Annotated in this window: 20 protein-coding genes; 9 read left to right on the top strand and 11 right to left on the bottom strand. The window is 68.4% G+C overall.

Annotation, left to right across the window (positions count from 1 at the left end; translation table 11 throughout):
* Positions 1-172: 172 nt before the first annotated feature.
* Positions 173-832: a GNAT family N-acetyltransferase gene (locus AB0J93_RS00705; protein ID WP_363917650.1), complete on the bottom strand. Its 660-nt coding sequence runs from the start codon at positions 830-832 to the stop codon at positions 173-175.
* A 125-nt stretch (positions 833-957) separates the two neighbouring features.
* On the opposite strand from AB0J93_RS00705, the gene AB0J93_RS00700 reads away from it, so the two are divergent.
* The 4 genes from AB0J93_RS00700 to AB0J93_RS00685 all read left to right on the top strand — a co-directional run bounded on the left by AB0J93_RS00700 (position 958) and on the right by AB0J93_RS00685 (position 2518).
* Entirely contained in the window at positions 958-1176 is a 219-nt protein-coding gene (locus AB0J93_RS00700; protein WP_363916746.1) for a DNA repair protein, read from the top strand.
* A 63-nt stretch (positions 1177-1239) separates the two neighbouring features.
* Positions 1240-1494 (top strand): type II toxin-antitoxin system VapB family antitoxin, encoded by a 255-nt coding sequence (locus AB0J93_RS00695; RefSeq protein WP_093401820.1) that lies wholly within the window; start codon positions 1240-1242, stop codon positions 1492-1494.
* A complete protein-coding gene (locus AB0J93_RS00690) occupies positions 1494-1913 on the top strand; it encodes a PIN domain nuclease (protein WP_363916744.1) in 420 nt (139 codons plus the stop codon). Before AB0J93_RS00695 ends, AB0J93_RS00690 begins: the two co-directional genes overlap by 1 nt.
* Before the next feature lie 86 nt (positions 1914-1999).
* Positions 2000-2518 (top strand): hypothetical protein, encoded by a 519-nt coding sequence (locus tag AB0J93_RS00685; RefSeq protein WP_363916742.1) that lies wholly within the window; start codon positions 2000-2002, stop codon positions 2516-2518.
* Between the two features lie 4 nt (positions 2519-2522).
* Here the strand turns inward: AB0J93_RS00685 and AB0J93_RS00680 are convergent, their stop codons facing one another.
* Positions 2523-3236 carry a Clp protease N-terminal domain-containing protein gene (locus AB0J93_RS00680; RefSeq protein ID WP_363916740.1) on the bottom strand — a complete coding sequence of 238 codons (714 nt, stop codon included), beginning with the start codon at positions 3234-3236 and terminating at the stop codon, positions 2523-2525.
* Between the two features lie 189 nt (positions 3237-3425).
* Here AB0J93_RS00680 and AB0J93_RS00675 point away from each other — a divergent pair, with 189 nt between their 5' ends.
* From AB0J93_RS00675 to AB0J93_RS00665, 3 genes are all read left to right on the top strand, one after another.
* Positions 3426-4673 (top strand): family 16 glycosylhydrolase, encoded by a 1248-nt coding sequence (locus AB0J93_RS00675; protein ID WP_363916738.1) that lies wholly within the window; start codon positions 3426-3428, stop codon positions 4671-4673.
* A gap of 255 nt (positions 4674-4928) precedes the next feature.
* Complete coding sequence (locus tag AB0J93_RS00670; protein ID WP_363916736.1) at positions 4929-5672, top strand: hypothetical protein; 744 nt, start codon at positions 4929-4931, stop codon at positions 5670-5672.
* 34 nt (positions 5673-5706) lie between these two features.
* Positions 5707-6534, top strand: coding sequence for a DUF72 domain-containing protein (locus AB0J93_RS00665; protein ID WP_363916734.1), 828 nt, complete (start codon positions 5707-5709; stop codon positions 6532-6534).
* A gap of 48 nt (positions 6535-6582) precedes the next feature.
* Here AB0J93_RS00665 and AB0J93_RS00660 read toward each other — a convergent pair whose 3' ends face one another.
* The gene (locus AB0J93_RS00660; RefSeq protein WP_363916732.1) at positions 6583-7590 is read right to left on the bottom strand and encodes an alpha/beta hydrolase; all 1008 of its coding nucleotides are present in this window, start codon (positions 7588-7590) and stop codon (positions 6583-6585) included.
* A 55-nt stretch (positions 7591-7645) separates the two neighbouring features.
* Between AB0J93_RS00660 and AB0J93_RS00655 the strand changes: the two genes are divergently transcribed.
* Positions 7646-8239 (top strand): helix-turn-helix domain-containing protein, encoded by a 594-nt coding sequence (locus AB0J93_RS00655; protein ID WP_363916730.1) that lies wholly within the window; start codon positions 7646-7648, stop codon positions 8237-8239.
* Positions 8240-8353: 114 nt separating this feature from the next.
* Here AB0J93_RS00655 and AB0J93_RS00650 read toward each other — a convergent pair whose 3' ends face one another.
* The 6 genes from AB0J93_RS00650 to AB0J93_RS00625 form a co-directional block, all read right to left on the bottom strand.
* The gene (locus AB0J93_RS00650) at positions 8354-9163 is read right to left on the bottom strand and encodes a metallophosphoesterase family protein (protein WP_363916728.1); all 810 of its coding nucleotides are present in this window, start codon (positions 9161-9163) and stop codon (positions 8354-8356) included.
* Positions 9164-9214: 51 nt separating this feature from the next.
* The gene (locus AB0J93_RS00645) at positions 9215-10012 is read right to left on the bottom strand and encodes a hypothetical protein (protein ID WP_363916726.1); all 798 of its coding nucleotides are present in this window, start codon (positions 10010-10012) and stop codon (positions 9215-9217) included.
* Between the two features lie 308 nt (positions 10013-10320).
* Positions 10321-13017, bottom strand: a complete 2697-nt coding sequence (locus AB0J93_RS00640) for a ricin-type beta-trefoil lectin domain protein (RefSeq protein WP_363916724.1) — start codon at positions 13015-13017, stop codon at positions 10321-10323.
* Between the two features lie 162 nt (positions 13018-13179).
* Positions 13180-14661 carry an RICIN domain-containing protein gene (locus tag AB0J93_RS00635; RefSeq protein WP_363916722.1) on the bottom strand — a complete coding sequence of 494 codons (1482 nt, stop codon included), beginning with the start codon at positions 14659-14661 and terminating at the stop codon, positions 13180-13182.
* 4 nt (positions 14662-14665) lie between these two features.
* Entirely contained in the window at positions 14666-16030 is a 1365-nt protein-coding gene (locus tag AB0J93_RS00630) for an endo-1,4-beta-xylanase (protein WP_363916720.1), read from the bottom strand.
* A gap of 502 nt (positions 16031-16532) precedes the next feature.
* Positions 16533-17153: a hypothetical protein gene (locus AB0J93_RS00625; protein WP_363916718.1), complete on the bottom strand. Its 621-nt coding sequence runs from the start codon at positions 17151-17153 to the stop codon at positions 16533-16535.
* Between the two features lie 134 nt (positions 17154-17287).
* Here AB0J93_RS00625 and AB0J93_RS00620 point away from each other — a divergent pair, with 134 nt between their 5' ends.
* Positions 17288-18526, top strand: coding sequence for a PQQ-dependent sugar dehydrogenase (locus AB0J93_RS00620; protein ID WP_363916716.1), 1239 nt, complete (start codon positions 17288-17290; stop codon positions 18524-18526).
* A 69-nt stretch (positions 18527-18595) separates the two neighbouring features.
* Here the strand turns inward: AB0J93_RS00620 and AB0J93_RS00615 are convergent, their stop codons facing one another.
* Both AB0J93_RS00615 and AB0J93_RS00610 read right to left on the bottom strand, forming a co-directional pair.
* Positions 18596-19606 carry a CU044_5270 family protein gene (locus AB0J93_RS00615; protein WP_363916714.1) on the bottom strand — a complete coding sequence of 337 codons (1011 nt, stop codon included), beginning with the start codon at positions 19604-19606 and terminating at the stop codon, positions 18596-18598.
* The gene (locus AB0J93_RS00610) at positions 19606-20172 is read right to left on the bottom strand and encodes a sigma-70 family RNA polymerase sigma factor (RefSeq protein WP_363916712.1); all 567 of its coding nucleotides are present in this window, start codon (positions 20170-20172) and stop codon (positions 19606-19608) included. Before AB0J93_RS00610 ends, AB0J93_RS00615 begins: the two co-directional genes overlap by 1 nt.
* Positions 20173-20217 lie beyond the last annotated feature (45 nt).

Here is a 20217-nt window from a genome sequence, read left to right as displayed (position 1 = left end):
TTTCCCCAGGTCAAGTCCACAATTGGACAGCAATGAGACGGTGGCGGCAGCTTGCCGAGAGGGTTCTGGATACGTAGCGTGATCGGCACTGAAGCCTCACGCGGACCTGGGGGGAGGCTGCGGACCGTGGATCCGGCCCGGGATCCACGGTCCGCGCCCTGCCGGTCGGCGTTCAGCTCGGGTAGACGCCGTAGGAGCGCCAGCCGCGGTCGGGGAACCCGGCGGCCTCCGCCACCCGCGCCGAGGCCCCGTTGCGTCGGTCGTGCAGATAGGTCGGCACGGCACCGTCGTCGAGCACCCGGCGAGCCGCCTGGGCCACCAACCGTCGGGCCAGCCCGCGGCCGCGAGCCGCCGGGACGGTGCCCACCGCCAACTCGTGTCCGTGCCGGTCATGGCGCTTGATCCCGACGCCGGCCAGGTAGCGGCCCCGGCGGTCGCGCACGATGAGCACCGACCGGTCGAACAGCCGCAGCCAGGAGGGCAGGCCGGCGGTGGTGGGCGGCACCCACTCACCGACGTCCGGCAGTGCCGCCGGCGCCACACTCCACCGGAACACGTCGTCGTGCACCGCCCAGTTCGGATAGCCGACCGCCGCCGGCAGTGCGGTCAGCAGACCGTCCGGGTGCCGCGCCAGCTCACGGACGGTCGCGAGCCGGTCGGGCGCCACGGAGAGCACGCCGCTCGCCCCGGCGTGGACCGCGATGGCCGGGCGCGGCCGACCGTCCCAGGCGGGTCGGGTACGCCGCCCGGACCCGACCACGTGCAGGCCCGGGCCGGCCGGCCACTGTCCCAGCCAGGTCGCCAGGTGCAGGTGGAGCCGCCGGTCGAGCATCAACACCTCCCGGTCCGTCACCGTCGACGCCGCTCACCGTACGACGACGCGGTCAGTTCGGGGCGTAGGTGGGCCCGTTCCGGGGAACCTGAACGATCGATCGACCGTCATATTCATTTCCATACATGGACAACTTTCTTTGGAACGGTGGGGGCATGCAGAAACAGCCGCAGGACCGTGATCAGCAGGACCCCGAGCGCGCCTGGCGCAACCACGGGCTCACCGGCCGTTTTCCGGCCCAGGCGTCGTACCGGGGTCACCGCACTCGTCCCGGCGCGCTCTCCTGGGGCGAGCTGAACAGCCTGCCTGCCGGCCCCATTCGGCACCACCTGAACCCCCACTGACACACCAACCACAACGCAATCTTGGTGCCTTGAAATCCGCTTATCTGGCGTATGATTGTGGGCATGACACGCATCACCGTGGACGTGAACGACGAGTGGCTTGAGGCAGCCCGCGAGGTGCTCGGCACCGAGACCAAGGTGGCGACCATCAACGCCGCCTTGCACGCCTTTGCCCTGCGTCGCCAGGCACGGGAGATCGTCTCCGCATTCGATCAGGTGGAGATGGACTTCACCGACTCCGCAGAGGCGTGGCGTTACGGCGGCGGCCGGGATCTCGGTCGACTCGTGGAGGATGCGCGCGACTCCGAGGCCGCGTGATGGCAGGAGCGATCTATCTCGCCGACACGTCGGTGTTCGTGCTTCAGGGGCGATATCCGGCGGTCCGACGCCGCTTTGAGACGTTGCTGGCCGAGGGACGACTGGCGGCCTGTCACATGGCAGCTCTCGAGTTCCTCAACAATGCTCCTCATCCGAAGGGGTACGAGATCCTGTGGCAAGCCTTGCGCGGCCACCGGTGGATGGACGTGACAACCGAGGCGATGGATCGCGCTCTCGCCGTGCACCGCATGCTCGCCGCGGACAGCCAGCATCGCAACTTCCGACTACCCGACCTGGTGATCGCGGCGACCGCAGAGGTGCACGGAGCGACTGTGCTGCACTACGACGCCGACTACGACCGGATCGCCGCGATCACCGGTCAGCCGACCGAGTGGGTGGCGCGCCGAGGAAGCCTGTAGGGCGGCGAGCCACCGCGCGCTTTCGCACACCTGTCGGGTAACGTCTGCTGGTCCTTCGACGGGTCACGACGGGAGTTGGCACATCCATGGGCAAGAAGACGATCCACGTCTCCGACTTCAGCGGCACGGTGCTGGGTGCCGACGACGAGGCGGTTCGCATCGTCGTTCTCGAGCACCCTGACCTGGTGGCCGGGCCCGTGCAACTGGACGCCACCCCGATGGAGGTGGAGAGCATCGACGACGCGGCACTGGACGTGGCGGTGGTCGAGATCCATGACCGGCACGGCCACGGTGAGCCGCGTCGGGTGGTGCTGACCGCGAGCGAGTTCGACGCGATGGCCACCGATGTGCCGATGGCGCAGTTGCTGAAGACCGCCGAGCGGGTACGCCCGCCGAAGACCCGCCGCAGCGCCGAAAAGGTCGACTACGGCACGATCGAGCACGCGGGTCGGCCGCACCGGGGGCGGGTCACCGAGGAGGAGGCCCGGCTGGTGCGCGAGCGACTCGACGAGGTGAACAAGCGCCTCGCCGACGCCGGGCTACGCCAGATCGATCCGGTCGACCCGGAGCACGCCGCCCGGTACGGCTTCCCCGTCGAGCCCTGACCGGCTACTCGAAGGTCCGCAGTTTGGCCAGGGCCGCCACGATGTTCGCCTCGGTGGCGGCCTTGTCCACACCGAGGCCGGTGAGCACGCCCTCGCCGTTCTCCTGCTCCAGCAGGGCCAGCAGGATGTGCTCGGTGCCGATGTAGTTGTGCCCGAGCCGCAGCGCCTCGCGGAAGGTCAGCTCAAGCGCCTTCTTGCCGGCGGTGTCGTACGGAATCAGGTCCGGGACCTCCTCCGACGACGGCGGCAGCGCCGCCGTGGCAGCCTCGCGCACGGCCTCGACGGACACACCGCCGGCGGCCAACGCCCTGGCGGCCAGCGCCTCCGGCTCGGCCAGCAGGCCCAGCACCAGGTGCGCCGGGGTGATCTCGGCGTTACCGGCGGCCTTCGCCTCGTTCTGCGAAGCCATCACCACGTTGCGGGCGCGTGGGGTGAACCGCTGGAAGCCTTCCTGCGGATCCAACGCCGAGGCCACGAAACGCTTCTGGGCGGCCTGCTTGCTCACCCCCATGCTGCGACCGATCTCGGTCCAGGACGCCCCGGAGCGGCGGGCCTGGTCCACGAAGTGGCCGATCAGGTGGTCGGCGACCTCACCGATGTGGTCGGCGATCATGACGGCGTCACTGAGCTGGTCGAGGGCGTCGGTACGGGTCCGCTTGATGGTCTGGATCAGGTCGTCGAGCCGGACCGGGTTGCTCATCTGCACGGGTTCAGTCATGCGTCAACCTTAGGTTGACGATCTGCATTCGTCAACCACCGGTTGACGCACCCTTACCTCAAGCCCGGCCGGACGATAGCTGTTAACAACCTTGACTAATTCTGTCGAAATCGACAGACTCGGATATGGAGAGCGCTCTCCAACCGCCTCGCCAGCGCATCCGTCCCTCCACCCCGAGGAGATTCCATCGTGTACGCCACCTCCCGCAGCCTCCGGCGGGCAGCCGCCGCCCTGGGCGCGGCCCTCGTCACAAGCGCGCTCCTGCTACCCGTGCAGTCCGCACCGGCCGCCGCCGCGATCGGCGGGATCACCTGGCAGGACGAGTTCAACTCGCCGGCCGGCACCCCGGTCGACCAGTCCAAGTGGCGCTTCGACATCGGCGGCCACGGCTGGGGCAACAACGAACGGCAGTACTACACCAACAGCACCAGCAACGCGGTGCACGACGGCCAGGGCAACCTCGTCATCACCGCCCGCCGGGAGAACCCGGCCAACTACCAGTGCCACTACGGCCGGTGCGAGTACACCTCGGCCCGGCTGCTGACCGCGGCCACCTTCAGCCAGGCGTACGGCCGGTTCGAGGCGCGCATCAAGATCCCCCGAGGGCAGGGCATCTGGCCGGCGTTCTGGATGCTCGGCCGGGACTTCGGCGACGTCGGCTGGCCCGCCTCCGGCGAAATCGACATCATGGAGAACGTCGGGCGGGAGCCGAACACCGTGCACGGCACCATCCACGGGCCGGGCTACTCCGGCGGCGGCGGGATCACCGGCAGCCGCACCATTGGGCAGCCGCTGGCCGACAGCTTCCACACCTACCGGGTGGACTGGGAGCCGAACATCATCCGCTGGTATCTCGACGGGTCGGAGTTCTTCCGCGTCGACCCGAGCCGGCTCGGTGGCAACCGCTGGGTCTTCGACCACCCCTTCTTCATGATCCTGAACGTGGCCGTCGGCGGTAACTGGCCCGGCTACCCCGACGGCAGCACCCAGTTCCCGCAGCAGATGGTCGTCGACTACGTCCGGGTCTACGGCTACGTCCCGGACGGCAACACCGGCACGACCCGGATCCGGGGACAGCAGAGCGGCCGGTGCATCGACATCCCCGGCGCCAACCCGGTCGACGGCGCGCCGCTACAGGTCTGGGACTGCAACACCACCGCCGCGCAGGCGTGGACCTTCGCCGCCGACGGCACGATCCGCGCGATGGGCAAGTGCATGGACCCGGCCTGGGCCGGCACGGCCAACGGCACCGAGGTCAACCTCGTCGCTTGCAACGGCAACCCGGCGCAACGCTTCACCCTCAACGCCGCCGGTGACCTGGTCAACCTCAACGCCAACCGCTGCGTCGACGTACGCGACAACAACCCGAACAACGGTGGTCGGCTGCAACTGTGGGACTGCGCCGGCACCCCCAACCAGAAGTGGTCCCGCGCCTGACGTCACCACCGTCCGTAGTGACCGCCTGAGTCAATAAGCTTCTGCATCGACATGTCTGAGCGACATAATCATGTCGCTCAGACATGTCGGCTCCAACCCATGTTGCTTCCGGGCCGGAGTCGATGTCGCGGCGCACACTGAGCGTCCGCAAGCACGCCGGGCGCTGCCCGCGGTGAGCCCGCCTGGCGTCCCACGCGTAAGAGTCGGTGACAGGCGGGTAGTAACCCGTGCGGTCATCGATGTACGGGAGGCGACGTGGAGAACGCTCAGGCAGCCGGCGGACGACGGTTGTGGTGGTGGATCGGTGCGGCCGTACTGGTCATCGTGGTGGTGGTGGTCGCCACCTGGACATGGGTGTCGGTCCGGGGTGACGGCCGCAACGGTCACGTCGTCACCGGTGCCGTCGGCGATCTGCGGGAGGCCACCTTCGTCCTGCTCGACGGTGCCGACGTGGTCCAGGTGCGCACCGCCGACCTCGGCGACGACGCGTACCGGGTGTCGACGCCCCGCGACGCCAACGTCCGTCCCGCCGTCTCCCTCACCGACGGAAGCCTGCTGACCAGCCTGCGCGGCACCGACCGGGACGGCCCGGCGGTCGTGGAGGTGGTGCTGGCCGAGTCGGTCCGCTGGCACGTCCGGCTCAATGGTGGCGCCAAGGAACAGCACCTCGACCTGCGCGGCGCGCAGGTCGGCGACGTCGAGTTCACCGCCGGCGCGAACCGGGTCGAGCTGACGCTGCCCGCTCCGGAGGGGACGCAGCGCACCCTGCTCGGCGGCGGCGCGAGCCAGGTCGTCGTCCATCTGGCCGGCGACGCTCCCGTGCAGGTACGCGCGGGCGGCGGCGCCGGTTCGGTCACCATCGACGGCACCACCCACTCCGGAGTGGCCGGCGGCACCACCTTCACCCCGCCGGAGTGGAACTCCGCGACCGACCGCTACGACATCGACGCAACGGTAGGCGTTTCCACAATCACCGTCGACCGCACCGACGCCGGCTGAACAGGTGGCCATGCGACTGCACGTCGGGTGTGCGATGTGGACCCATCGGTCGTGGCAGGGCAGGCTGCTCCCCCATCCACTGCCGGCGCATGAGCGGCTCCGGCACTACGCCGGCTGGTGCGACGCGGTCGAGGGCAACACCACCTTCTACGCCACGCCGGCCCGCGAGACGGTCGCGTCCTGGGCGGAGCAGACCGAACCCGACTTCCGCTTCGTGGTGAAGCTGCCAAAAGTGGTCACCCACGAGCGCCGCCTCACCGACGTCGACCAGCCGATGCGCGCCTTCCTCGACGCGATCGAGCCACTCGGCTCCCGGGCGTACGCCCTCTGGGTCCAGTTGCCCGGCTCCTTCGGCCCGGACGACGTACCGACGCTCGCCCGTTTCCTGCGCCGCCTGCCCGCCGCCCACCACCCCGCGGTGGAGGTGCGCGACCCGGTTTTCTTCACCGACCGCCGCGCGACCCGGCTGCTGGAGACCACCCTGGCCGAGACGGACGCCGAGTGGATACCGTTCGACACCACCGCGTTCTTCGCCGACCCGCCGACAAGCGACGCCGAGCGGGACGCCTGGACGAAGAAGCCGAGGATGCCGCCGCGTACGGTCGCGCTCACCGCCCGACCGATCATCCGCTACCTCGGTCGCGACGACCCGGCGCGCACCGTCGAGGGCTGGCGACGGTGGGTGGACGTCACCGCGGAGTGGTTGCGCGAGGGCCGGTCGCCTACCGTCTTCATCCACACGCCGGACAACGCCGATGCGCCGCCCCTGGCCCGCCGCTTCCACGACGAGGTACGCGCCCGCGTACCCGGGCTGGCGCCGCTGCCCGAACCGGTCCCGACGGAACCCACCACACTCTTCTGACAACTCCGCCGGCTCGTCCAGCCGGACGACGAGCTAAGCGATCATCCATCACGGCTGCGAGGCGATGAAACCGGCGATGTCGGCGGCGAGTTGGTCGGGCTGCTCTCCGTTGACGGCGTGGGAGGCGCCCGGGTACAGCCGGACGGTGCCGTGCGGCAGGCTGCGTCGCGCGGTCTCGGCGGCCGACTGCGGGTCGTGCATTACCGATTCTCCCGCGATGATCGCCAGGGCCGGCAGGTCGATTCGACCGAGTCGTTCCTCGTTGATCCGGGAGGGCTGCGGCAGCCGGAGCTTGTAGTGCTGCATGCCGGCTTCGATCATGTCGGCGACCGGCTCGTCCTCGACCGATGCACCACCGGCGGTGTAGGAGTTGAAGCTGTCCCGCCACGACCTCGGCAGCCAGGGCAGCGCGGCCGGGATGGAACGCACGATGGTGCCCAACGGCAGGTCGGCGAAGACGTACACCGGGTCGATGACGGTCATCGACGCGACGTGGTCCGGTCGGTGCAGCGCGAGGTTGACCGCGGTCCAGCCGCCGATCGACAGGCCGACCAGGTGGAACTTGTCCGGTGTGAGCGCATCGAGGGTCTGGTGCAACCACTCGGCCTGCGCCTCGTCGCTGTCGATCGGGCGGGCCTGCACGCTCATGCCCGGCTCGCCGAGCAGGTCGATGGCGTAGACGTCGCTGATCCGCAGCAACAGCGGCACGTTGTCCGCCCAGACCGGCGTGGCCGAGGCACGCCCGGGCAGCAGCAGCAACGGAATCTCCGCGCCGCCTTCCGCGCCGGTGCCGGCGAAGCGGTAGACGCGGACGATGCCGAAGTCGGTGCGTACGTCGATGGTCTCCGCCGGGTCGGGCAGGGCGGCGAAGGCCTCCGCATAGGCCCGGAGGAACCGGTCCTGGCCGTCCGCGCTGTCCCAGTGACCGATCGGAGCCGGCGTACGCATGACGAAGATGATCACCAAAACACTGAGCCCGATCCCGAGCAGGAGCACCTTGACCCGCCGCCTCCGGGGGCGCAGTCGCTTGCCGGCCTTCTTCAACCAGACACCCACGACACCCCTCCTAACCGATCGGTAGATTTTTTGACCGTACGGTAGAATTCGGCGGGTGACAAGGAGACGAGAGGGCGCGACGGGCGAACTGACCCTGATCGAGCGCGCCCGCCGCGCCCAACTGATCGAGGTCACCATCGAGCTGGTCGCCGACCGGGGCTACGCGGGCGCCTCACTGGCCGCCATCGCCGAACGCGCCGGAATCACGAAGGCCGCCGTGCTCTACCACTTCCCGACCAAGGACGCCGTGGTACGCGCCGCCCACGAGCACGCCCTCGCCGCTCTCGTCGGCGACGTGGCCGGTGCGGTCGAGGCCGCCGACGCGGCGAGCCGGCCCGCCGCGTACGTCAGGTCGATGGTGGGGCACCTGCGGGAGCATCCCCGGCACACCCGGATGATCATCGAGGCGATGGTGCACGACGACGGCGACCAGGATCCGGCCGCCCGTTGGCGGCCCCTGGCCGAGCTCATCAGCGCGGCCCGGCTCGCGCGCGGCGGCAGCGGCGACATCGACGCACGCACGACGGCGATCATCGTCGGTGGCGGCATCGACGCGATCGTCGCCGAGCAACTCCACGATCCCGACTACGACACGGCGGCGGCGGCCGAGCAGCTCATCGACATGCTCGACGCGACGCTCTCGCGGTAATCCGGACGCAACTGCGCAGGTGCCCGAGGGCTACGGGTTTCGGTCGCTGGCCGTCGCCAGGTCACCCGGCGTCGGCCGCCGTCGCCGCGCGTACGCCATATGGTTCCGGACCGGTCACGCGGCCGGTTGCTGCGGTCTCGGCTGCCGGTGGTACCTCGGTCCGCCCGGAACGTGCATCGCGCCCCGGTAGATGCCGCGCCGCAGCTCGGAGACGTACCCCTCCAACTCTGGCATGCCCAACCGGGCCGCCACGGCCAACTCGGCCTCGACGTCGTACGGCACGCGGACGAACTGGATCGAGAAGGACGCGTCGACCTCGGAGCCCAGGACACCTTCGAGGATCACGTAGACCGGGGTCGGATCGCCCATCGAGTTGCCGACGCTGCCGGTGTTGAACAGGGTCCGGCGTTCCCGGTCGACCTCGTAGAACGGATCGTGGGTGTCGCCGTAACCGACGACCGAGGGCTCCGGTCCGTCGCCGGTGGCCGGGGTGTTGGCGAACATGCCGAGGAACTCGGCCTCGTCGTGGTCGAACCGGACCCGACGGTGCACGCTTGTCGCCGACGCGTGGAAGAGTCGGACCCGCCGCCCGCTCAGCAGGAAGTCGTGGCTGAACGGCAGGCCGCGCAGCCAGTCGCCCTGGCCGTCGGCGAGCTGCGCCAGCCACCAGGCCATCGCCTCGTTGTCGTAGGTCCGGTCCGGGTCGGGGAGGAAGTCGTCCCAGTTACCGAGAATGTTGACCTCGCAGCGCTCCCGGCAGACCTCGATCACCTCGCGACCGCGCGGCCCCTTGCCGACGTAGTCGCCGAGGTTGAAGATCCGCTCGATGCCGCGCGCGTCGATGTCGGCCAGCACGGCCTCCAGCGCCGTCAGGTTGCCATGGACGTCGGAGATGAGGGCGATGCGGTCAAGGGATCGGGCCACCGGCCGATCGTAGACGCGGCAGTCCCGGCGGTGGGGGTGGCGGCGGCCCGCCTACAACCAGCCGACGTCGCGCAGTTCGGCAAGCAGTTGCGGGTCGAGGTCGTCCGGATCGAGTACGTCCTTGGCGGGTGGCGGTTCGATCGGCTGTCGCCGACCGAACGAGTGGTAGAGAAACCGCCACCCACCGGCGCCCGTTTCCACCTGATCGAAGTGCAGCGTCAGGTTCGTGAGCCGGCCCTGCGCGTCGAGGGTGGCGTCGAAGGGCACCATCGTGTTGGTCGCCGGCAGTTCCGCACGCAGCTCGGCGGTCAGGTGCGGATGCCGACGGAGGTCGAGGACACCACGAACGGCTCGTTCGGTGACGAGCCGCAGCTCGACCGACGTCTTCACCAGTTCCTGCAGATCGTCCGTCGCCTGCATACCGATGAAGATCGAGGAGCCCGCACCCAGCAGACGCGGCAGGTCGACCGGTAGCCACCCCTCGGGAGGCGCCCCGAAGCCGAAGAACCGCACCCAACTCTCTTCGTCGACGGTCTTGATCTCGATCCACTGAAAGTGGCCAGGTTGCTGAATGGGGAAGTGGATAGCCATGTCGCTCCGGCGCCTGGCCGGGTCCACCGTCATCTCGACTCTCGTACTGACCGAAGCTCCCTCGACGTCCCTGCGGGTCATGGTCAGCCGGGTCGAGTAGGTGTCCTGACCGACTTTTCTCGCGCCCTCGTGCAGCCACGTGTGGAGGTCCTTCTCCACCATGCTTGCCGACGGGCTCGGTGCCGACGTTTGCGACGCCGCGTCGGCGCAGCCAGCCGCCACGGCCAGCACGACGGCGGCACCTACCGCCACAGCCATCCTGCCCACCGGGCGAGGACCCGATCGCCCCGGGAGCCCACCCGGCCCCGACCACACGCTGTTCAACAGGTTCTCCGTCCGGGCCCGCTTCATGATCGGCACATGGTGCCAGCTCACCCGCGCCTCGTCGACACCGTCAGTCCGCCCGCACGCGGCGCCCTCTCTGATGTCGGACCACTCGTCGGATCAGACCGGATGCGAGACAGCCCCGAGAAGCCGCCGTCGTGCATGGCGGTGCGTCAGCGCACGGGCGGGCGAACTCACCGGGGGCCAGGCACCGACGGTGCCTGGCCCCCGGGATGCGGCTCTCAGCTGCGCCGACTCCATTGCTGGTTCGCGCCGCCGTTGCAGGACCAAAGAATGATCTTCGTTCCGTTGGCGGTGGCGGCGCCGTTGGCATCGAGACACAGTCCGGACTGGACGTTGGTGATGGTGCCGTTGGCGTTGACGTTCCACTGCTGGTTGAGACCGCCGTGACAGTCCCAGATGATGACCGTGGTGCCGTTCGTGGTGCCGGCACCATTCGCGTCCAGGCACTTGTTGCCGTACACGGTGAACTGCTTGCTGGCGGTGTAGGTCCACCGCTGGTGCGAGCCGCCGGAGCAGTCCCACAGTTGCATCTGAGTGCCGTTGGTGGTGGTGGCGCCGGAGACCTCGATGCAACGGCCGGACTGGCCGCCGACGAGCTGCGTGTCCGACGTACCACCGGTGCCCTGCCGCCGGACGATCGAGGTCGACTGAGCCGATCGGTTGCCTTGCGCGTCGACGACGTAGAGGCGGTAGTCACCCGACGACGTCGGCACCGCGATGGACGTGGCGTTGCCGTCCGCCCTGGTCATCGTCGGACCGGCGGTGAAGGTGGTGGTGCCGGAGGGAGCCAGCCACAGCGACCTGGTCGCATCGCCGCCGTTGCGGATCGGGATCGAGGACGTGCCGCTGCCGACGAACGTGCTGGCCGGTAGGACGTAGTCCTGAATGGGCAGGTTGCGCGGCTGGGTGATGTCCCGGAACGAGGCTTCGAGCCCGGAGTTGACCGCGATTCCATAGGCCGCCGCCGGCCAGACGTAGTCGGAGGAGACGAGGATGTCGTGGATGGTGCTGTTGGGCAGGTTCTTGTTGGAGACCTTGTTGATCGGGCCGTACGTCTGGGTGATGCTCAGATCGTGCTTGCGGCCGAAGTCGTCTGAGTTGATCATCCAGGTGATGTTCTTGTCCACGCTCAGGACGTTGTCCCGGAAGGTGATGAACGCCGAGCCCTCGTCCGGGTGGAGTCCGTACTTGTGGCCAGCCGGAACGCCCTGGAAGTAGTTGTCGTGGATGACGGTCCCCGGCTGGCTGCCCAGCGTGTAGATGGGTGCCGTGTCGCTGAGTCGCTGCACCGTGTCGATGATGTGGTTGTGGCTGATGGTGTTGTTCTTCGCCGTGGTGGTGGGCCGGTTGGGCGCGATCGATCCTGAGGAGCCGTCGAAGTTCCACCACCCCCAGCCCATCGTGATACCCGCCCACGGGGCCTTCTCGATGCGGTTGTGCTGCACCGTCAAGGTGTCGGCGAAGTACGCCGCGACCGCGCCGTGCCCGTTGAACAGCACCGAGCTGTCGTGGATGTAGTTGTTCCGGATCTCGATGTTCTTCGGAAGTCCCTCGACCTGGGGCGGGTACTTCTCGCGGTTGCTCGACGTGTGGTCGCCGACGTAGACGTGCTGCGGGTGACCCACGCTTATCGCCGACCCGGCGATGTCGTTTGTGTAGTTGCCGACCAACTGCGTGTTCGTCACGTCGTTGATCATGTTGATTCCGTCGGCCCCGGTGTGCGCGATCCGGTTCCGCTCCAACCGGATTCCGCTGGCGTTCTGCATGTGGATGATTCCGGGAGTGACGTCGACGTTGCGGTAGTAGTAGACGTGGAAATTGCCGCGAGCGTACGCCTGCGCGCCCAGATTGCCCTGCTGGGCCTGCTTGAACACCGAGCCGGCGACGTTGAACAGGTTCCAGTCGGAGTGCCGCACGGTGAGGCCGGCGAACGTGATGTTGCGCGCGTGGTTGCTTGTCGAGGTGCCGGCGACCCGCAGCACTGTGGTCACGTTGTTGGGTGCGAAGACCGACGCGGTGGACATGTTGTCGGCGCCGGCCTTGTAGTAGTAGAGCGTCCGGCTGGACTTGTCGAAGTAGAACTCCCCCGGCGTGTCCAGGAACTCGTAGGCGTTCATGACCTTGTGGGCACCGTTGATCTGGGCGTTGCCGTTGAACGCCCCCTGCGCGATGGCGGCACCCGGCTGCTGGAACAGCGCGATACGACTCTGACCGTCACCACTTGTCGTCACCTGCCGAACTCCGACGATGGCCGTGGTCCAGGTGGTGGCCGTTTCGATCTCGATGTCTTCCTGATTCCGGGAGATCGCGGGGAAATCGGCCGGGTTGTATCTCGCGCCTTCACACTGCGAGCCTGACTCCCACGCCCAGTCGGCCTGCCCTGCGGTGATGGTGTAGGTGCCGTGGCAGCCAGACGAAGTGATGGTCTTGGCCGCCATGTGGGCCCGCTGGCCGTTGACGTAGAGCGCCCGCAGCTTGTTGGCCCGGTCGAGCGGCGCCTTCCAGATGTTGCCGCTGTGCTGGGTCCAGCCGGTCACCTGCACACCGGCCTCAAGCACCGGCGTCTCGTCGGGGTACGCGGCGTAGATCACCCGGTGGCCGTTGGTGCCGGAGTCGCTCGCCCCGAACTCGATCGTGCTGCTCACCGGATAGCTGCCACCGCGAAGGTAGACCTGGATGTCACCGGTCATGGTCGCGGTCTTCGTACGGACCACGTCCCGCGCGCGCTGCAGGGTTCGAAACGGTGCGGCGATCGTGCCGGGGTTGGCGTCGTTTCCACCAGGTGCCACATAGAGCGTCTCCTGGACCGCGGCCGAAGCCGGATCCTGGTCTGCGACCACGGCTGGCACCGCGGCGGAGACGAACACCGCTAGCGCAAGTAATGGACCTCTTCCGGTACGGACAAAGGATCTCATCTCCACTCCCTCCGCTCCCGTCGACGAGACGTGCCTCGCCGAGGCGTTACGCCCCGGCCAGCGACAGTCGGGCCGCCACCCGGAAGCCTTTGACACACCGCGCCGCCGAATGGGCACGGACAGCACGGACCCGCCCTGACGAGCGCGGGTGGGTGAGCCGAGTCAGGCGTTCTCCACCTGCCACTTCTGGTTGTCGCCACCCCAGCAGGACCAGAGCTGGACCTTGGACGTGGTGGTGTTCACGTCCAGGCAGAGGCCGGACTGCGCGCCGCGGATCGTGCCGTCGCCGCCGATCGTCCACCGCTGGTTGTCGCCGCCGTTGCACGCGTACGTGCCGACGACCGTGCCGTTCGTCGTCCCCCGGTTGTACGCGTCGAGACACCGCTGGCCGGCGAGTGCGCTGATCTGCCCACCGGCCGTCACGGTCCACCGCTGGGCGGCGGTGTCGTTGCAGGCGTACACCTGGACCTGGACGTTTGCGGTGGTGGCGCCCGGGATGTCCAGGCACTGCCCGGTGCCGACGTTCCGGAGCCGGCTCGCCTGGTCCGGAGTGCCGCCGCCGGTCAGTCCCCACGCGTACCGGAGGCGGTCGAGACCGCTGGCGTTGGGGGTGCTGAGGGTGAGGTTGGTGCCGGTGCCGTGCAGTTTCTGCATGGCGTACCAGTCGTCGCCCTGGCCGGCGGTGACCTTGCCGCCCAGGGCCGGCCAGTAGATCGAGCCGATGCGCAGTTCCCGCAGCACTTCGGTGGTGGCGCGGAAGTAGCGCACGAAGTTGTCGGTGCTGGTGGCGTCGTGGTAGTTGAGCCCGGTGTCCATCGGCGCACCGAACTCGTCCATCACGGTACGGGCGGCGCAGGAGCCGATCGCGTCCCGCAGGAACGTCACCCACTGGTCGTAGGTCTTCGCGCCGCTGAAGAAGGTGTAGTGGTGCAGCGACACGATCGTCCCGTCGAGCCGACGGTCGGCGCACATCGACTTGATGTCGGTGTTCAGGCCGGCACCACTGACGAAGACCCGGTGGCGGGGGATCGAGGGACGGGCGGTGAGCCAGTTGTTCACCACGTTGGCCCAGTCTGCCGCGCTGTGCCCGCCGGGCTCGTTCATCGGCTCGAAGTACACCAGGTCGTTGCTGCCGTACCTGGCGACCACGGTGTTCCACATGTTGTTGAAGGCGGTGGTGTTGACGATCCGGCCGCCGCTGGCGGCCACGCCGTCGTCCCAGTAGGAGAGGACGACCTTGAGGCCCTTCGCGGTGGCGGCGTCGATCGCGCCGGTGTACGCATTCCACCAGTTCGTACCGACGGTGTAGGTGTTGATCGGCAACCGTACGGTGTTGGCGTCCAGGTTGTTCTGGAAGCCGGTGTAGATCGCGTTGGCCTTGGCCACCACCGTCGCGTAGCTGTCGGAGCTGCTCAGACCGTGCAGGACCAGCGGTCCGCCGTGGAAGTTGTCTCCCAACCTCGCCCAGTTGACACCGCGGAACTGGCTGGTGTCGGCGGCGGCCGGTGAGGCATTACCGAGCACGGCAGTCGGCACCGCCAGGAGAGCGGCCAGGGCGCAGGTGAATATCCGGCTCAGGTGGCGACGTGAGCGGGACAGGTCCATAGTCGTTCCCTTCTGTGCGGTGCCGACTGTCGCGCTCATCAGCTCAGGCCCGGGTCCAGCGTTGGTTGGCGCCGCCGTGGCAGCCCCACACGATCACCGCGGAGCCGTTGGCGGTGGCGGCGCCGTTGACGTCCAGGCACAACCCGGTCTGCGCGTTGCTGATCGTGGCGTTGCTGTTGATCACCCACTGCTGGTTCGCCCCACCGTGGCAGTCGTAGATCTGCACCCGGGTGCCGGCGGCGGCGTTGCTCGGCACGTCCAGGCACTTGCCCATCACCTGCAACGCCCGCCCGTTCTGGGTGAACTGCTGGTTGGCGTTGTTGTGGCAGTCCCAGATGATCATCTGTGCGCCGTTTGCCGAACTCGCACCGTTGACGTCCAGGCACCGTCCGGATGCGTCGTTGCGGAACCTGTTGCCGGTCGGGTTCGGGGTGCTGCCGCCGTTGAGGGTGTCGAGGACCGCCGTGTACGCGGGCTTCTTGTTGCCGGCGCAGTCGAAGAGCAGGGCGTTGTCGCCGCCGCGCCAGGAGTCACAGTCCCGTACGCCCCACACGGTGATGCCGGTGCAGCGCGAGATCGCCAGGCAGGCGCGGGTGACTGTGGCGTAGATGTTGGCCTGGTTACCGCCCTGGGTGACGTCCAGCTCGGTGATCTCCACGTCGACGCCGAGGTCGGCGAAGCGTTGCAGGTTGGCCTGGTAGTCACCGGCGATCGTGGTGCCCAGGTGGGACTGGAAGCCGACGCAGTCGATCGGCACGCCGCGTTGCTTGAAGTCGCGCACCATGTTGTAGATGCCTGTCGACTTCGCGTTGATGCCGTCGGTGTTGTAGTCGTTGTAGCAGAGCTTGGCGCCCGGGTCGGCCGCCCGGGCGGCGCGGAACGCGGCCTCGATCCAGTCGTTGCCGGTGCGTTGCAGGTTCGAGTCCCGCCGCGCGCCACTGCCGCCGTCGGCGAACGCCTCGTTCACCACGTCCCAGGAGTAGATCTGCCCCCGGAAGTGGCTGGCCACCTGGGTCACGTGGTTGATCGCGGCGTTGCGCAGGTCACCGCCGGACAGACCCTGCGCCCAGCCGGGCTGCTGGGCGTGCCACAACAGCGTGTGCCCCCGCACCTTCATGCCCCGCGACCGGGCATGGTCGACGATGCGGTCACCGGCGCTGAAGTTGAACACGCCCCGCTGCGGCTCGGTCGCGTCCCACTTCATCTCGTTCTCGGCGACCAGGCTGTTGAACTCGCGGTTCAGCACCGTCATGTACGTGTTGTCGTTGAACTTGTACGTACCGACGGCTGCGCCGAAGTAGCGGCCCTTCTCCGCCGCCGCGGTGCCCAACGTGGTGCCCGCGCTGGCGGGACCGGCGGGCACCAGCGCCATACCGGCCACCAGCAACCCGACCGCCAGCGCACGCATCGTCGCCGTGGTGGACCACCTTCGTCGCGGAGAACCGCTCGGATGTACGAGATTCTTCATGTGTCTCAGCACCTTCCAGAGTCGCGTCACTTCGACGGGTTAGCGCTAACATCGCCCGGCGACTCACGTGCTCAAGGGGCAGACCACAAGAGACGACACAACGCTACGCATCGATGGCAGTGAGATTGCCACAAAGTTACGGGGCACTCAAGGAGTTCATCCCGACGACCGGAAAAATAGCAGGTACGACGAGTGGTACCGCACCGGCCGGCCAGCTCGACCAGAGTGCTTTAGATCGATGTGAATCACAGCTTGATGATCCAGAGCGGTGTGACGCGCCGGTTGGGGTCACCACCATGGCGCGCAATGTGCACGTGAACATCAGTCACTCCGACGCATGTCTTGGACGAGCAGGCGGCGGCCAGCGATCGGCCGTTGATGCCCGGCGGCGGGCCGACCCCGACCTACCTGACCCGCGTTCGGTCAGTAGGCGCGGAGGCTGTCAAACGGAGCCCGCAGAACTGACGCCACGCTCACTGGCCGGCTCAGCGGCCGGTGCCTTCCCATCCGCGTTACCCGCTCCGGTCGCCAGGCCCAGGTCGGCGGGGTAGCTGTCGAATCGGCGTAGGCCCAGCTTGCGCACCGCCATCGACCACGGCGTCTCGGTGGCGAGCACGGCGAGATGCTCGAAGTTCGCCAGGTACGACTCCCCGCGGGCCGCCCGCTCGGCGAGGATGTACGGCTCCAGGACACTCCACGCCTCCCGGGCGCGGAAGCCACCCGTGCCGATCAGCAGCGCCGGGTCGACGACGTTGAAGGCCAACATCTGACCCAGGCCGTTGTAGTACAACGCGATCCGGTTCACATGCTTACGGGCGTCGGGCGGCAGATCGCTGACCCGCAGCTCCGGCGAGCACCTCGCCCTCAGCTCGGTGAGCACGAACTGCTGGCTGTCCAGGAAGGCGTCGCTCATCCGGTCCCGGGTGAGCAGCTCGATCGCGACCAGGGTGTGGTTCGCACTCTGCGACAGCCGCAGTTGCCGGAGCGCGAAGAACACCGAGACCCCGACGGTGATCACCGAGACCGCGGCCACGACCGCGTTCGTCACGATCGCAACATCCATGGCGGTCATCGTACGAAGACCACTCCACCGGCCGCCGATGCCACGTCTCATGTAATGCATTGATAAGAGTTGATGTAGTGTTGGGCACGCTCCCAGCCTGCGCACTCCCACCACCTGCTTAAGGAGCTGAGAACATGTCGCGACCGCGTTGGCGCCCAGTACCCGTACTGGCCGGCCTGCTCGCCCTGGTCCTGTCCGCGCTCCTGTCGGCGTCGGCCGCCGGCACCGCCACGGCCGGCGCACCCCGCCCCGGCAAAGTGCCCCTCACCGAACTTACCGTGGTAGCCGAACAGGTGGCTTTCGGGCTTCAGCGCCCGATCGCGCTGACCGGGCTGCCGGACGGCCGGATGCTGATCGCGGAGAAGAACGGCACCGTCCGCTCCTACCACCCCGACACCGGCTTGGCCGCCGAGCCGGTGCTCGACCTGACCGCCCTGGTCGACACGTCGGGCAACGAGCGCGGCCTCCTCGGCATCACCCCCGCGCCGAACTTCACGCGGAGCGGGATGCTCTACGTGGCCTACACCAGCCTCCCGGACGGCGCCCTGACCCTGGCACGACTGCCGATCACCGCTCCTGAGCGGCTACAGGTGCTGCTCACCCAGGAGCACGCCGAGTACAACAACCACAACGGCGGACAGGTGGCGTTCGGCCGCGACGGCTACCTCTACTGGTCCCTCGGCGACGGCGGCCACGCGAACGACCCGTACAAGGCCGGCCAGGACCTCGGCACCCTGCTCGGCAAAATCGTGCGGATCGACGTCAACCGCAGCTGCGGGGCGAAGCCCTACTGCGTACCCCCCGACAACCCCTTCGTCCGCAACCGCGACGCACGCCCCGAGATCTGGCTCTACGGGCTGCGCAACCCGTGGCGGTTCTCCGTCGACAAGCTCGACAACTCACTCTGGATCGGCGACGTCGGCCAGGGCCTGGTCGAGGAGATCAACCACATCCGCCCGTGGCAGGGCGGCGCGAACCTCGGCTGGTCCTGCCGCGAGGGCACCCCGGTGTTCGACCCGGAGCAGTGCCGGCCGGGCGTGAAGTACACCGACCCGGTCTTCGAGTACGAGCACTACATGACGGAGAGCTGCTCGGTCACCGGCGGCGTGGTGTACCGAGGGTCCGCGACCCCGGAAGCCTGGGGCACCTACGTCGCCAGCGACTACTGCTCGACCCTCGCCTTCGCCGTACGCCCGAAGCCCTGGGGTGGCTACGAGTCCGCCATCATCGGCAACTTCCCCATCCAGCCGACCGCCATCGACGCCGACGTGCACGGCGAACTGTACGTGCTCAGCGACCTACCGGGCTGGCTGAGCCGGGTACGGTTCGAGCGCGTCCAGCCAGCCCCGAGCAGCGAGCCAGCGAACCGCTGATCCCCCAGCTCTGGAATCCGACATTGCAGCGGGGCCGCTCCCGGAAGGAGCGGCCCCGCAGTTCGGCGTTCAACCAATTCGATCAGTCCAGGCGGCATCGAGAATCACCTTGTACGCGCTGATCCGCACGGGCGACAACGTCAGTCGCTCGTGGGCGAGCAGCTCACCTGTCTTCGGATGGAAGATCAGGAGAGACTGCGCGTCGTGTTCGCGGTCGTCGAAGGTGATGGCGAGCCCGGCCCGACCGGCGCGATCCGTCACCTGCCCCCGCCAGCGGAAGCCGGGCACGTCGGCGAGGACCCGCAGGATCTCCGCTCGGGCCGCACGCGGTACGACGAACCGCGAATAGAGAGTGCTGACCTCCTTACTCGCGGCGCCCGGCCCGTACTCGACCTTGAGCAGTTCGCGCAGCTGCGACGGGTCGGCCGACGGTGGCGTCAGCTCCATGGGCGGCAGCGGGATCATGGCCGGAGCCGCCGTGGCGTCAACTGTGGGTAGCGAGGCCAGGTTGCGTTGCCAGTAGTCGCGGGACTCCTGATCGGGGTACTGCGGCTCCAACTGTTTGTTGATCTGGCTGCCGGTCCCGTCGGCGGCCTGCCAGACCCTTGTTTCGCCAGCGAAGGCGACGTGGTGACGGCGGTCGGCGGAGGTCATCACCGGATCGCCCCACACCTTCGTGTGGTGGTACATGTAGCGCCCGTCGAGATGGTCGTACTCCGCGTCCTTGATCTTGGCGGCCAGCGCGCGCAGTTGCGGGCCAGCCTCCGGCGGGTTCGTGTCGAACTGGTACGAGACCGGCACGAGCACCGATCCCGCTGCAATCCCGGGCCCGCCCGGAACGTCCGGTGCGGGCCTGTCGAACGGCTGGAGAACGGCCACGGCACCGGCCGCGACCGCCAGCGTCCCCGCCGTCAGAACCAGCCGGCGGGTCGGGCGTACGCGACGACGCCCGGCGTCCATCTCGGTGGTGCCGGCGCGGTTGATCAGTTCTTGCGCCGAGACCGGCGGCGGCGCGACGGCGGCGGTCCGGGCCGGGTCCACCGGGCCGAGGAGGGTACGGGTGCGCTCTGCTCCGAACATCACAGTTCCTCTCGCGTGGTCGCCAGCACGGGGCGGCGCCGAGACTGAGCGGGCCGGTCCGACATCGCTTCGGCGAGGCGGCGGCGGGCGCGATGCAGGCGCACCGCCGCGGTCGCCCGAGTGCAGCCGAGAACCTGCGCCGCCTCGGACACCGTCAACTCCTCCCAGCCGATCAGCCGGAGAATTTCCTGATCGAGTTCGCTGAGATTGGTCAGCGCGGCCCGGACGTCGGCGACCCCGACGGTGATATCGGCACCCGACGAGCTGGCGACCCGCGCCAGGTCGGCACCAGTGATGGGCAGCACATCGGGGGCGCCGCGCCGCGACCGCCAGTGGTTCGCCAGGAGCCGCCGGGCCACCCCGTACAGCCAGGGCAGGCTGCGGTCCGGCACCTCGTCACGACGACGCCAAGCGACGACGAAGACCTCCTGCGCGAGCTCCACCGACGTGTCGGAGTCCGGGAGTCGGCGCAGGCCATACCTCACGACGTTCGCGTACTCGGCGACGTAGAGGCCGGTGAACCAGCCCTCGTCCCTTTTCTTCGGTGGACCCACCCGAACCCCCATTGCCTCGGCAACTCTCACCCTGGCTTGTGTCGCGATGGGTCCAAC

The sequence above is a fragment of the Micromonospora sp. NPDC049374 genome (genome assembly GCF_040677165.1).
In the GTDB taxonomy this organism is placed as follows: Bacteria; Actinomycetota; Actinomycetes; order Mycobacteriales; family Micromonosporaceae; genus Micromonospora.
This window is presented reverse-complemented; position numbering and strand designations above follow the sequence as displayed.